8 protein-coding genes are annotated in these 13,215 nt (G+C 71.0%); 2 read left to right on the plus strand and 6 right to left on the minus strand.

Annotated elements, in window-relative coordinates:
- Positions 1 to 87 precede the first annotated feature (87 nt).
- Entirely contained in the window at positions 88 to 1,269 is a 1,182-nt protein-coding gene (locus ACYVD1_RS14570) for an ROK family transcriptional regulator (protein ID WP_460772375.1), read from the minus strand.
- A gap of 122 nt (positions 1,270 to 1,391) precedes the next feature.
- On the opposite strand from ACYVD1_RS14570, the gene ACYVD1_RS14575 reads away from it, so the two are divergent.
- Positions 1,392 to 1,997 carry a uridine kinase family protein gene (locus ACYVD1_RS14575; RefSeq protein WP_460772377.1) on the plus strand — a complete coding sequence of 202 codons (606 nt, stop codon included), beginning with the start codon at positions 1,392 to 1,394 and terminating at the stop codon, positions 1,995 to 1,997.
- A gap of 146 nt (positions 1,998 to 2,143) precedes the next feature.
- Here ACYVD1_RS14575 and ACYVD1_RS14580 read toward each other — a convergent pair whose 3' ends face one another.
- Complete coding sequence (locus ACYVD1_RS14580; RefSeq protein WP_460772381.1) at positions 2,144 to 3,016, minus strand: alpha/beta hydrolase; 873 nt, start codon at positions 3,014 to 3,016, stop codon at positions 2,144 to 2,146.
- A gap of 163 nt (positions 3,017 to 3,179) precedes the next feature.
- Here ACYVD1_RS14580 and ACYVD1_RS14585 point away from each other — a divergent pair, with 163 nt between their 5' ends.
- Positions 3,180 to 3,851, plus strand: coding sequence for a TetR/AcrR family transcriptional regulator (locus ACYVD1_RS14585; RefSeq protein ID WP_460772384.1), 672 nt, complete (start codon positions 3,180 to 3,182; stop codon positions 3,849 to 3,851).
- 640 nt (positions 3,852 to 4,491) lie between these two features.
- Here the strand turns inward: ACYVD1_RS14585 and ACYVD1_RS14590 are convergent.
- The 4 genes from ACYVD1_RS14590 to acnA form a co-directional block, all read right to left on the minus strand.
- On the minus strand, positions 4,492 to 6,792 hold the full coding sequence (locus ACYVD1_RS14590) for a serine/threonine protein kinase (protein WP_460772387.1): 2,301 nt from the start codon (positions 6,790 to 6,792) through the stop codon (positions 4,492 to 4,494).
- 132 nt (positions 6,793 to 6,924) lie between these two features.
- Complete coding sequence (locus tag ACYVD1_RS14595; RefSeq protein WP_460772389.1) at positions 6,925 to 8,256, minus strand: hypothetical protein; 1,332 nt, start codon at positions 8,254 to 8,256, stop codon at positions 6,925 to 6,927.
- Positions 8,246 to 10,312, minus strand: coding sequence for a hypothetical protein (locus tag ACYVD1_RS14600; RefSeq protein ID WP_460772390.1), 2,067 nt, complete (start codon positions 10,310 to 10,312; stop codon positions 8,246 to 8,248). Before ACYVD1_RS14600 ends, ACYVD1_RS14595 begins: the two co-directional genes overlap by 11 nt.
- Before the next feature lie 166 nt (positions 10,313 to 10,478).
- A complete protein-coding gene (gene acnA, locus ACYVD1_RS14605; RefSeq protein WP_460772393.1) occupies positions 10,479 to 13,205 on the minus strand; it encodes an aconitate hydratase AcnA in 2,727 nt (908 codons plus the stop codon).
- Positions 13,206 to 13,215 lie beyond the last annotated feature (10 nt).

Below are 13,215 nucleotides of genomic sequence, written 5' to 3' on the forward strand. Positions count from 1 at the left end.
GATCTTGAAATCATGATTCGGGCTGCTCAGTAGGCCGCTCCCCACCTCAGCACACGCCCTTCCCGATCCACGCGGCCAGGGCCCAGGTCACGCGGCCCGGTGAACCGCCGTCGCCAGCGCCCCGTAGAGGGCGGCGTCAGCGCCCAGCGCGCTCGGCACCAGCTTCAGCCGACCCAGCGCACTACCCAGCGTTCCCAGCTCCATGGCCCGGTACATCGGTTCCAGCAGCAGGTCCCCGGCCTCGGCGAGCTCGCCCCCGACCACGACCCGGTCGGGGTTGAACAGGTTGCACATGATGGCGGTGCCCTGGCCCAGTGCGGTGCCCGCCTCGGCGATGATCCGACGGCTTCCGGGGGCACCCTCCCGCGCCGAGTCGACCAGGTCGGCCAGACCGACCGGCTCGGTCCCCTGGGCCAGGTCGACGTGCCGGGGCAGCATGTTCAGCAAGTAAGACGTACCGACGAAGGTCTCCAGGCAGCCGCGGTTGCCGCAACGGCACACCTGGCCGCGCGGGTCGAGCCCGATGTGCCCGACCTCCCCCGCGGTACCGCCCGCGCCTTGGAAGAGCCGTCCGGACAACACGATGCCCGCACCGACCCCCTCGCCCAGGACCAGATGGATGACGTGCTCGGCGCCTTGGGCAGCACCCCGGTCGCGTTCGGCCAGCACCGCCAGGTTGGCGTCGTTCTCGGCGTGCACGGGCAGCCCGAGCCGCTGGCTGAGTACCTCCGCCGGACGGAAACCGGACCAGCGGGGAACACAGGAGATCCCGCCGACCGCACCGGTGTCCGGGTCGATCGGTCCGGGGGTCGAGGCCACGACCATGGACACCGTTCCCAGGTCGGTCCGGCCAGCCAGAAGCAGGGTCTCGACCAGCCAGGCGGCCCGGCGCACCGCCCGCGGGGCGTCAGCGGCGACGTCGTAGGGGATGCCCTCGCGGGCGACCATGTTCCCGTCACTGTCGCCGACCGCCACCCGGATGTGGTCGGCGGTGAAGTCGACGGCCACGACGGCGCCCGGCGGCCGCAGCAGGCTGACCGCCCGGGCCCGGCGCCCGTTGGAGGAGGTGTTGCGGACCGCGACGGTACCCGCGGCCCGCAGCCCTCGGACGATGTTGGAGACGCTGGCGGCGGACAACCCGGTGGCGCGCACCAACTCTGCTTGGGTCCGGGTGCCCTCGTGCCGCAGGACGTCGACGACGCGCCGTTCGTTGGCCTGTCGCAGCGCTGACTGCGACCCCGGGGTCGTGTCGGTGTCGGCCTCGGTCACCGCTTACCCCTCTGTGGTCGGTCGCTACAACGCTCGGATGTTGTTCCGATGAATATTACAAGCATTGAACACGGCTGAAAACCGTGCGCGCACGGGCTTGTGGAGCCTCTAAGCTCCGAAGCATGCCAGGAGAGGGAACCGACCGGCCCGGTTGGGCGGAGCGGATGGCCGGGACCGTGCTGGACACGCCGCGGCGCGGACCACTGACGCGGATCGTCTCGGTGGAGGGTCGTTCGGGTTCCGGAAAGAGCACGGTGGCCGAACGGGTGCGCCGGGCGCTGGCCGACCGGGGCGAGCCGGTTGCCGTCCTGACGATGGAGGACCTGTACCCGGGGTGGGACGGGCTGGCCGAGGCGCCCGGGCTGCTGCGGGAGTGGGTTCTGGAACCGATCAGGCGCGGCCGAACGGCCGCGTGGCGACGGTACGACTGGGAACGCGGCGCCTTCGGCACGGAGTGGGTGGGCCTGCCCCCGGAAGTGGCCGGGGGCGAAGGGACGCTGCTCGTGGAGGGGTGCGGCTCCGGTGTCGCCTCCGTGGGCGACCTCCTCGACCTGCTGGTGTGGGTGGAGGCCCCCGCGCACACGCGGTCCCGACGGCTGGACCGCCGGGACGACGCCGAGGTGTACGCCCCGTACCGCGCACTGTGGGCACGGCAGGAGGACGACCTCTACGCCCGCGTGCACCCCCGCGAGCGCGCGGACCTGCGGTTGGCCAACCCGGGCCGTTGACCGCCCCGCGCCGGTGGGCGAGAGGCGGCCCGTCCGATCCGGCCGAGGGGGTGACGGACGAGATGGCCCCTCCGCCACCGCGCACGGTGTTCAGTCCCCACTGACCCATGCGGTGGCGGAGGGGCCGGTATGAGCGCCTCGGCGCCTCACCCCCTCTCGGTCCGCGCGGGAACGGAAGAGCCCTGGAGGAACTCGATGACCAGGTCGAGGGAGCCCGCGTCGGAGATCACGTGGCTGTGGCCCAGCCCTTCGGTCGTCACCAGCCGCGCCCGGTTCCCGAGCGCGGCCGTGGTGATCCGGGACTGACCGACCGGCACAAAGGCGTCCTCCTCGTCGTGCAGGAGGAGCACCGGCGAGGTGAGCGCCTCCGGGTCGTGCGCGGCCGAGAAGCGCTCCCACACGGTCGGGTCCCCGTCGAAGTAGTGGTTTTCGATGGCTGTGCGCAGCGCCGTGACCGCCCGCGGGCTCAGCCCGAGAACACCGGCGAAATGGTCGACGAAGAAGCCGAAGTCCGACACCCCCGAGACCAGGGCCAGCCGGTCGGCGCGCAGCCCATGCCGCAGGGCGTACATGGAGAAGGGCGCACCCAGGGAGTGGCCCACCACCATGGCGAAGTCGCCGTGCTCCTCTTGGAGCAGGCCCATAATCCTCTGGGCGTCCAGGATCGTGCCGAGCGGCCCGCCCGTCGAACCGTGGCCGGGTGCGTCCCAGGAGACAGGGCTGTAGCCGAGGTCGAGGAGCAGCCGGATCAGCGGGGCGAAGCGGATGGCCCGTGAGCGCCAGCCGTGCACGAGGAGGACGGGGCGGGCCCCGTCGCCCCAGGCGTAGGTGACCACGCTCCACTGTCCTACCTCGAGAGTCCCCGTGCGGGCGCTCTGGTGGAGTTCGCGGTCCTCGGCACGGATCTGCCGCGGTTTTCCCGGTCGGGCCCACAGTGGGCGCAGCAGAGTTCCGGCCAGGCCGGGCGCGGGCAGGGCCAGCGTGTTGAGGGCCGCGCCCAGCAGGCGGATTCGGTTCATGGCGCACTCTCTTTCCGGGTGGTGAACGCATCAAATAAACTATACGAACGATCGTACTTTTTTCTTACGATAGTGCCACTGTCAAAAGGTATGTATCCTGGGAACCCATCTGACCGATCGTTCATAATTCGCGTCCGGCTATGCCGCCCGACCAAGGAGGAGCATGAAGAGCCCGAGCGACGGCCGCATGCGGCGAGGCGCCCAGACCCGCAGGGCGGTCCTGGACCGAGCCATGGACATCGCTTCGATGGAGGGCTTGGAAGGGCTCTCGCTCGGAAGGCTCGCCAAGGAGCTCCAAGTCAGCAAGAGCGGGGTGTTCGCGCACTTCGGCTCGAAGGAGGACCTGCAGCTCGCCGCCATCGAGGCGGGGCGCGGGGTGTTCATCCATCACGTGGTGCACGGCGCTCTGCGGACCCCGCCCGGAGCGGGGCGGCTGTGGCAGCTGTGCGAGAGCTGGATCGCTTACTCGCACGGCCGCGTCTTCGCGGGCGGATGCTTCTTCTACACCGTCACCGCCGAGTTCGAGTCCCGTCCGGGCAAGGTCCGGGACACCCTGGTGACGATCCAACGAGAGTGGCGCGACCTCCTCACCCGCACGGCCGAGGACGCCCGCCAACTCGGCCACTTCGAGGCGCGGACCGATCCCGCGCTGCTTGCCTTCGAGCTGCGCGCCTTGATGGAAACCGCCAACGGGACCTCAGTGCTGGAGGACGACCTGGACACCCCCTACGCGATGGCGCACGCGGCCATGGGCGCGCGCCTGGACGCCCTGGCCACACCGGAGACACCCCGACCCTGGTCCGGGAGCGCCCCCGCGTCGTCCGCCTCATGCTGAGGGAGACGGGGGCTTGATCTTCCCGGTCCTGCGGAGATCGTCCTCCAACGTCCGAAGTCCGTGCACCAAGGCCCGCCCCCGCTCGGGGATGGCGTAAAGACTGTGTTCGCGCGCGATTCGCGTCGAGACGCCTCCTAACGGGACTGGTCCCGAACGGCCGTACCGCACCAGCCGACAAGCGACCCGGAGGGTTCCCAGTGGACGGCCACACCCGCCCGTTCGGCCGTCTCGATGTCGCGGGCCAGCATGCGGAGCCGCGGGCCGTCCCCGGCCTGCTGCGCCGCCGTCTTCCGGCGGCAGCTCCGGCCGGACCAGCGGCATCAGTCCGTTGGCCTCGTGGCCGCCGGTGACGAGGGGCCGGGGAGCACGGAACACCTGGCCCAGGCCTTCGACGGACAGCTCGCGGCGCCGGAAACGGGGTGGAAGCTCCGGACAGACCTGGACGACGAACGAGGCGGCCGCCATCGCAGCGGTGAAGCGCCGTCGGGGGCGCCCCGGACCCACGGGGAACCCCCACCAGCGCGGATCCTCCAGAGCACAGGTGTGGACCCCATCGAAGCAACGTCGTGTCCCTGCTCGCGTTCCCGCTCCGCCTTCCGTCCCACCGCCGTCCCCTGGCGCTGCCCCGCGCCCCGCAGGATCAGCCGACGGTGATCTCGCGCGCCCGGTCCATGTCGGTGCGGATGCGTTGCACCCCGGAGGTGAGCTGGGGCAGCTGGTGGCTGGAGTTGCGCAGTTCCATGATCCGCTGGGCGCGGCGCTTGGCATCGCCGTTCATCACCACGTTCGTGACGGCGCTGCCGATCGCACCGAGCACGGAGAAGAGACCCACGTACATGAGCAAGCCGCCGATGATGGCGACGACCACCGCGGTGTTACCCGCCTGGGCGGCCGCGTCCATGACGAACCCGACCGGAATTCCGATGATGCCGTACTTGCACCACCGGGTCGCCGTGGACAGCCGTTCCTGGAACTGCACCTTCTCCTGGAGCGCCCCGTGTGTCCCGGAAACCTGGGAGTAGCGCTCCTCCCAGTAGCGGCGCTGCTGTGCCAGGGCCTGGACGGTGCTCATGGCACCGTAGACCGCCGCGGCGTATCCGGCACTGTCCGGGTGGGGGGCGTTGGTGACACGCTGCCAGAGGATGTCCACCCACTCGGCCATCCCGGCGTCACCTCGGGTCCCGGGCGGAGTCACGCGTTCGGGGTTGAGGAGGAAGGCGAGCACCAGGGCGGGGTTGACGTTGGGGCGGGTCGAGCGCCAGCCGACGAGTTCGCGGGACAGGGTCTCGTGCAGGGCGGTCCCGGCGTGCTCGGCCCGGTCGAGCTGGTCGGCGAGGTGCTGGTGCGCTCCGGGTTCGGGGCTCTCGTGGGCGTTCATGATCCGCAGGAGGCCGGGGCGGGCCAGGAGCACCATCTCGTTGGCCATCGGGGCTCCGGTCAGGAGCGGCTGCGGGTCGGCGAACAGCTCCCGGAGCTCGGGCACGGACACGCCGCGACCGCGGAAGACCGGTGGCAGGTCGGGGCGGGTCTGGGCGATGAAGGAGGCGACCGCCAGGTTGGCGTCGTCGACCTCGCGGCGGAACAGGCTGCGGTCGACCGTGGTGTCGCCGAGGTCCTCCATGAGCCAGGCGCCGAGGGCGGCGCGCTCGGTGGGGTCGTTGAAGACCTGGACGGCGGCGTTCCAGTTGCGCTGCATCTCCGCGGCCAGGGAGCCGGGGTCGAGGACGCGCACGCCCACGAAGTGGTACGGGGGAACGGCGCCGCTGTGTCCGGGTCCCGAGTTCCGCAAGCCCGAGCTCTGCGCCCCCGAGTCCTGGGAGAACGGGGGCGGGGGCGGTGCGGACGCGTGCTCGGCCCGCGGGGGCGCGTGCGGCGCCGAGGGTGCGGACGCGTCCGGGGCCAGGCGCGTGTAGGGGCGGGTGGGGCCGACCTTGGCTTGCGGGGCGACCCGGGTGGGGTCGATCGGGTCCACACCGGTGGGCGGGTGCTGCGCGACCTTGGTGCGGTCGACCCCCACCTTGGTGCGGGCGTCCGGTGAGGGCGCCACCTCGGTGTGTTCGGCGTCGGGTGAGGGGCTGACCGTGGTCTGGTCGGTATCCCCCACCGGTCCAGGTCCGCCGGTCGGGCCGCCGCTCGTGGGCGACGCGATCAGCCACCGCATGAGGGTCTCGGCGTCGGGCCGCTCCTCGGGGCTCTTGTCCAGGCAGGCGCGGAGTGTGTCGGCGAACGCGCCCTCCAGTCCGGCCATGTCGGGCTGGCCGCCCAGGACCTTGGCGATGCGCGCGGCCTGGGTGGGCGCGTGGAAGGCCTCCTTGCCGGTGGCGGCGAACACCATCACCGAGGCCCACGAGAAGACGTCGATGGCCGAGGTCAGCCGGGCGCCCTCCAGCTGTTCGGGGGCCATGTAGCCGATGGTGCCGACCACCCCGCTGGCGGTCACGGAGGTGGCTTCCACGGCGCGGGCGATACCGAAGTCGATCACCCGGGGACCGTCCGGAGCCAGCATGATGTTGTCCGGCTTCAGGTCCCGGTGCACCACACCCGCCGCGTGGATGGCGGCCAGCGCGGTGGCGGTGCCGATCGCCAGGCGCTGGAGCTGCACCCCGGCCCGGGGGCCCTCCTTCTCGACGGAGGCCTGGAGGGTGGGTCCGTCGATGAACTCCGTGGCGATCCACGGCTGCTCCGCGGTCGGGTCCGCCCCCAGAATGGCGGCGACACAGAAACCGCTCACTCTCTTGGCCTGATCGACCTCGGCCGCGAAGCGCCGCCGCATGTCCGCGTCGCCCGCCCAGTTGGCGTGCAACAGTTTCACCGCGGCCAGCGTCCCGTCGTCGGCCTCACCGAGGAACACCTCACCGAAACCACCGCGTCCCAGGGATTTCAACAACCGGTAGCCGCCGACCACTCGGTCCTGCCCGACCTGGTTCTGGGCGTCGTCCACTGCCCGCCCCGTCTCTTCGTTCGTCGCCGTATGCCGCGTCCCGGGCGGGGCGCGCCATGTCAGGGTGCCACAGAGTACTGATGCCCAGTGCCGGGGCCCTGTTCGGGCGGTCCGGCAACCGATGCCCGGCCGTTACCGGGTTTCGCGCGCGTGGTCGCCGCGCAGGACGCGCTCGACCATGTCCTCGCGCAGCGTCCCGTAGCCGGTGGCCGCCCACACGCTCTCGGCCGCGGGCACCTCGTAGTAGGGCACGTCACGTCCCTCATACCGCGCGGAGAGCACCGTCGGTCGGCTCCGGTCCCGCACCGCCTTGGCGCAGACCGCGCACAGCGGCACCCGGACGTCCTCGCGCCCGCCGAACGCGCGCCAGCGCGTGACCTTGGTGTCTGTCCCGTGGAGCGGATTCGCGTAGCAGTGCGAGCGCCCGGGAAGGGAGCGCATCTGTTGGGCCGGCCGGGTGGCGCGGGCCATCTGGGACTCAGCTGTGTCCAGCAGCACGAGGACCCCGACGATGTCGTCCATGGCACCCTCCTCGGGGAGCGCGTCGTGGACCCGGCGGGCCGCGGCGTGCGCGTCGAGCGCCCGGTGGAGTGCCTCGGTCGCGGCGGGATCGTCGGCGACCGGTACGGCGTCGCTCAACCGTTCACCGACTTCCACCAGTTCCCGCTCCGCTCGCTCGGCCAGTTCGTCCCTGCGGGCCCGGCTCGCGTTGGCGAAGGCCGCGTGCTGGGGAAGGGCCGGCGCCGCCCGGGGTCGGCGCCAGCGGTACAGGCCGAAGCCCAAGGCGAACAGAGCGAGCCCGGCCAGGACCCAGGGCAGTACCACCACGGCGGTGTACAGGCCCGGTCCGAGCGAGTACATCCAGTCGAACGGCCCGCTCTCCCGGTCATCGGCGGCGGTCCGGTGGATCGCCTCCGGGTCGTCGGACAGCGCGATGTCCACCGCCCGCTCCACCTTGTCGGGGGCCGGTGCGTCGAAGGCCATCTCGTAGAAGACCCCGTGCTGGGCGTGGCTGGCCCGGTCCACCTGCCCGTCGGCCGAGTCGACGAAGTCGTGCCCGGTCAGCCGCTGGCCGTCCAACACCAGGTAGTGGGCCTCACCGTCGACGCGGTCGTGCACCGCGGCGGCCATGACGTCGGCCTCGCCGGACCAGTCGCCGCCCTCGATCAGCGGGATGATCACGACCCGGAGCGGAATCCCGGACTCGGTGATCTGCCGTTCCAGCTCCTCGGCGCTCTCTTCGGGGAAGGCCCCCGTGTAGGAGGGGTCGACGTAGACCGGCGACTCCTCCAGCGCGGCGGCCATCCTTTCGGTCGCACCGGCCTCCTCCTGGCCGTCCTCCTGCGCGGTGTCGGCCATCCCGGCAACGGGAGCCGCGAGCACGAAGAGGCCGGTCAGGAGTGCGGCCGTACTCAGGCTGGCGCAACTCAGGCTGGCGCTCACCGGTCGGTGGTCAGTGGGCATCGGACTCCTTCAGCAGGTCTTCCAGGTCGAGTCCGCCCTTGGCGCCGTAACCGGTGGTGGTCCACCGGCGTTCCAGTTCCAGGTGCGGGAGGCGGCCCCCGCCGAGAGCGGCGACCTTGAGGGTGCGGCGCTCGCGTTCCCGGTCCGACGACGCGCAGCAGGAAGCGCACAGCGGCTGTTCGCGGTCGTCTCCGTGCAGTACCGACGGCCCGTGCAGGGGGTTGACCCTGCAGACCGGGGCGTCGGCCAGGGCAGAGGTCCCGGTGTCGGGGTCGAGTCTGCGGGCCGCCCGGTCCGCGAGCACCACGACCCCGACCAGATCGAGCTCGTCTGGTTGGCCGGCCAGGACCGCCAGGGCGGCGTCGGTCTCGCGCAGGGCCTCGGCGCGGCCGGGATGGATTTCGGGGGCGGTTAGCAGGGCTTTGGAAGCGCGCCGGACGGCCCGGTCGGCCTCGGGCCGTAGAGAGCGGCCGGGAACGGCCCGCATACGGGTGGCGGCCCTGGCCGCCGCCCACATCAGGGCGAGGATCGGCAGGGCGGCGACGGGACCCGCGATGAACAGCGCCGGCAGGAAGCCGCCCGAGGTGAACTCGGACAGCGGCGAGGTCTCCGGGGCCGGCTCCGCCCTGGAAGCCGCCAAGCTGGGCTCTGGCGCCACCTCCCCCGGTGCGGCCGACACGTCCGCCAGCACGTCCACCAACGCGTCCAGAGCCTCGCCTGTCGTGAGGTCGGGCAGGTGGCCGGTCACCTCCCGCAGTGCCCGTCCCTGCTCCCATTCGTTCTCCTCACCCTCGACAGCGGCCCCGAACAGGGCGGCCTCCATCCGGAGCGAGCCGGCTGGAGCGCCGTCCACGACGACGAAGACCCCGTCCTCGTCCATGACGTGGTGCAGGGCGTGCGCGAAGGTCTCAGGGTCTCCGCCGACCTCGTCGAACCGGCTCAGGGGGACGACCGCCGTGTAGACGGGCAGGTCCAGGTCGTCAGCGCGTTCGGCGGCTCGTTCGGCGGCCGCCTCCAGTTCTTGGACGCTCTGTTCCGCAAGGGGGTCCACGTACAGGGGGTCGGCCCGCAGCTCCTCGGAGACCTGTTCGGTCCGGGGCGTGGCAGCCGCGTAGGGCGGGGTCGCCGGTGGGAGGGGCCCCACTTGTTGTTCGTCCCGCGGCAGGGTCGCGTTGTTGACGTGGATCAGTGCGCCCGCCATGATCGCGAGGCCGACGGCGGGGACCAGGACCTGTCCACCGAAGAGGGCGCGTTCCCCGGGCAGCTTCCCGGTGTACCCGGCTTCGGCGGACCGTTTGCGGCGCCCGTAGCGGACCCCGCCGAAGACCAGGCCCAGCGTCACGGTCAGCCCGACCGCGAAGGCGGCGGTCGCACCGAGTCTGGCCGGACCGTCGGCGGTGTTCAGGCGCAGCGCGTTGACGTGGTTCTCCGCCCACCAGGCGACCGGACCGAGCACGTACCACCCCGACCCGGCCCTGGATGCGTACCGCTCTTCGAGCCCGGGGTCCCGCAGCATGTCCACGAAGGCGTCGGCCTTCGTGTCCACCGGGGTGTAGGTGGTGACCACCCCCTCCCTCGTGAGCATGGTGGCCGCCTCTTCCGCGGGCGCGTCCACGTCCCTGGCCACCGAGTACACGGAGGTCCCCTGCGGCCGCAGGTAGACGTACAGTCCCGGCTGGTCGACGCGGTCCTGGAGCGCGGCGAGGAAGTCGCGGGCCGGGGTCCTGACGCTCGGGAAGTCACTGGCGATGACGTAGTACGGCGTGTCCAGCTGGCCGAACGCCCCGTGCAGGCTCTGTTCCAAGTCCGCCAGATCGTAGTCGCCGGCGAGGGACTCGTCGACGACGACCGCCTCGCCCTCGGGCTCACTCGTCAGCAGGCCCGCGTAGTGCTCGGCAGCACCCACACCTTCTTCGGGACCGGGGTCGGTGTCGGCGGATTCGGCGTGGGCCGGCGCGGCGCAGAGCAGCGCGAACAGGGTCGCGGCACACAGCGCCAGGACGCGCCGGGCCGGGCTCGTCACACGCACGAAAGGGGCTGCGGGGGATGGAGGCATGAGCTGATCATAACGGGGCTTTTCGGCCCCACCGATTCTCGGGACCGGTTCCAGCGACCACACCCGCCCAGGTCACACGGCAAAGGGCCGCCACCGTCGGTCTGACGATGGCGGCCCCGGTGAACCGCGCGGCGGGCCTGGTGGGCCCGGGCGGCAGCTCTGGGTACTACTGCTTGGCGAGCAGCTGGCGCAGGACGAACTGCAGGATGCCGCCGTTGCGGTAGTAGTCGGCCTCACCCGGGGTGTCGATCCGCACCACGGCGTCGAACTCGACGCCGGTGTCGGTGGTGACCTTCACCGTCTCGGGCACGCGGCCCTCGTTGAGCTCGGTGATACCGGTGACGGAGAAGGTCTCCTCACCGTCAAGGCCGAGCGACTCGGCGGACTCGCCCTCCGGGAACTGCAGCGGGAGGACGCCCATGCCGATCAGGTTGGAGCGGTGGATGCGCTCGTAGGACTGGGTGATGACCGCGCGGACGCCCAGCAGCCTGGTGCCCTTGGCGGCCCAGTCGCGCGAGGAGCCGGAACCGTACTCCTTGCCGCCCAGGACGACCAGCGGGGTGCCCTGCTTGGCGTAGTTCTGCGCGGCGTCGTAGATGAACGAGACCGGCGCGTCGGGCTGGCTGAAGTCGCGGGTGTAGCCGCCCTCGGTGCCCGGCGCGATCTGGTTGCGCAGGCGGATGTTGGCGAACGTACCGCGGATCATCACCTCGTGGTTACCGCGACGGGAACCGTAGGAGTTGAAGTCGCGGCGCTCCACCCCGTTAGCCTTGAGGTAGTCCGCGGCCGGGGTGCCCGGCTTGATGGCGCTTGCCGGGGAGATGTGGTCGGTGGTGACCGAGTCGCCCAGCTTGGCCAGGACGCGGGCACCGGAGATGTCGGTGACCGGGTCCGGGCTCTGGCCCATGCCGTCGAAGTAGGGGGGCTTGCGGACGTAGGTCGACTCGTCCTCCCACTCGAAGATGTTGCCGGTCGGCGTGGGCAGCTCGCGCCAGCGGTCGTCACCGGCGAACACGTCCGAGTACGCGTCCGTGTACATGTCGGAGGCGATCGCGGAGTCCATGACCTCCTGGATCTCCTCGGCGGTCGGCCAAATGTCGGCCAGGTAGACGGGCTTGCCGTCGCTGCCGTTGCCCAGGGACTCGGTGGTGATGTCGATGTCCATCGACCCGGCCAGCGCGTAGGCGACCACCAGCGGCGGCGAGGCCAGGTAGTTCATCTTCACGTCCGGGTTGATCCGGCCCTCGAAGTTGCGGTTGCCGGACAGGACCGCGGAGACCGCCAGGTCGTTGTCCTGGACCGCCTGCGAGATCTCCTCGGGCAGCGGGCCCGAGTTGCCGATGCAGGTGGTGCAGCCGTACCCGACCAGGTTGAAGCCCAGCTTGTCCAGGTACGGGGTCAGGCCGGAGCGCTCGTAGTAGTCGGTGACGACCTTGGAGCCCGGGGCCATGGAGGTCTTGACCCACGGCTTGCGGGACAGGCCCTTGTCGACCGCCTTCTTGGCCAGCAGGGCGGCGCCCAGCATGACCGAGGGGTTCGAGGTGTTGGTGCACGAGGTGATCGCGGCGATCACGACGGCGCCGTGGTCGACCTCGGTCTGGGTACCGTCGGCCAGAGTGACCGGGACCGCCTTGTGCGGGCGTTCGCCGTTGGCGGCCTGGGCCGGGGCGTCGGAGGCCGGGAAGGACTCGGCGCCAGCCTCGTCCGCGTCCTCGGAGACGTAGTCACTGATGTCGTGGCGCCAGGTCGACTTGGCCTCGGACAGCGCGATGCGGTCCTGCGGGCGCTTCGGACCGGCGATGGACGGAACGACCTCGGCGAGGTCGAGCTCGAGGTACTCGGAGAACTCGGGCTCGTTGGCCGGGTCGTGCCAGAAACCGTTGGCCTTGGCGTAGGCCTCGGTCAGCGCGACCTGCTTCTCGGAGCGACCGGTCAGGCGCATGTACCGGATGGTCTCGTCGTCGACCGGGAAGATCGCGGCGGTGGAACCGAACTCCGGGCTCATGTTGCCGATGGTGGCACGGTTGGCCAGCGGCACCGCACCGACGCCGTCACCGTAGAACTCGACGAACTTGCCGACCACACCGTGCTGGCGCAGCTTCTCGGTGATGGTGAGCACGAGGTCGGTCGCCGTGGTACCGGGCGAGAGCTGACCGGTGAGCTTGAAGCCGACCACGCGCGGGATGAGCATGGAGATCGGCTGGCCCAGCATGGCGGCCTCGGCCTCGATACCGCCGACGCCCCAGCCCAGGATGCCCAGGCCGTTCTGCATGGTGGTGTGCGAGTCCGTACCGACACAGGTGTCGGGGTAGGCCTGGCCCTTGCGGTCCATGGTGACGCGCGCCAGGTGCTCGATGTTGGCCTGGTGCACGATGCCGGTGCCGGGCGGGACGACCTTGAACTCGTCGAAGGCGGTCTGGCCCCAACGGAGGAACTTGTAGCGCTCGTAGTTGCGCTCGTACTCGATCTCGACGTTGCGCTCGAACGCGTCGGGGCTGCCGAAGAGGTCGACCACGACGGAGTGGTCGATCACGAGCTCGGCGGGGGCGAGCGGGTTGATCTTGTCCGGGTCACCGCCCATCTCGCTGACGGCCTCGCGCATGGTGGCGAGGTCGACGACGCACGGGACGCCGGTGAAGTCCTGCATGATCACCCGCGCGGGGGTGAACTGGATCTCCTGGCTGGGCTGCGCGGTGGCGTCCCAGTTGCCCAGGGCCGTGATGTGCTCGGCGGTGACGTTCGCGCCGTCCTCCTTGCGGAGAAGGTTCTCCAGCAGCACCTTCAGGCTGTAGGGAAGTCGGTGGGACCCCTTGACGGAATCCAACCGGAAGATCTCGTACGACTCGTCGCCAACGCGCAACGTGTCACGGGCGCCGAAGCTGTTCGCGGACACGGTGTCTGCC

This window comes from Nocardiopsis nanhaiensis (assembly GCF_054778635.1).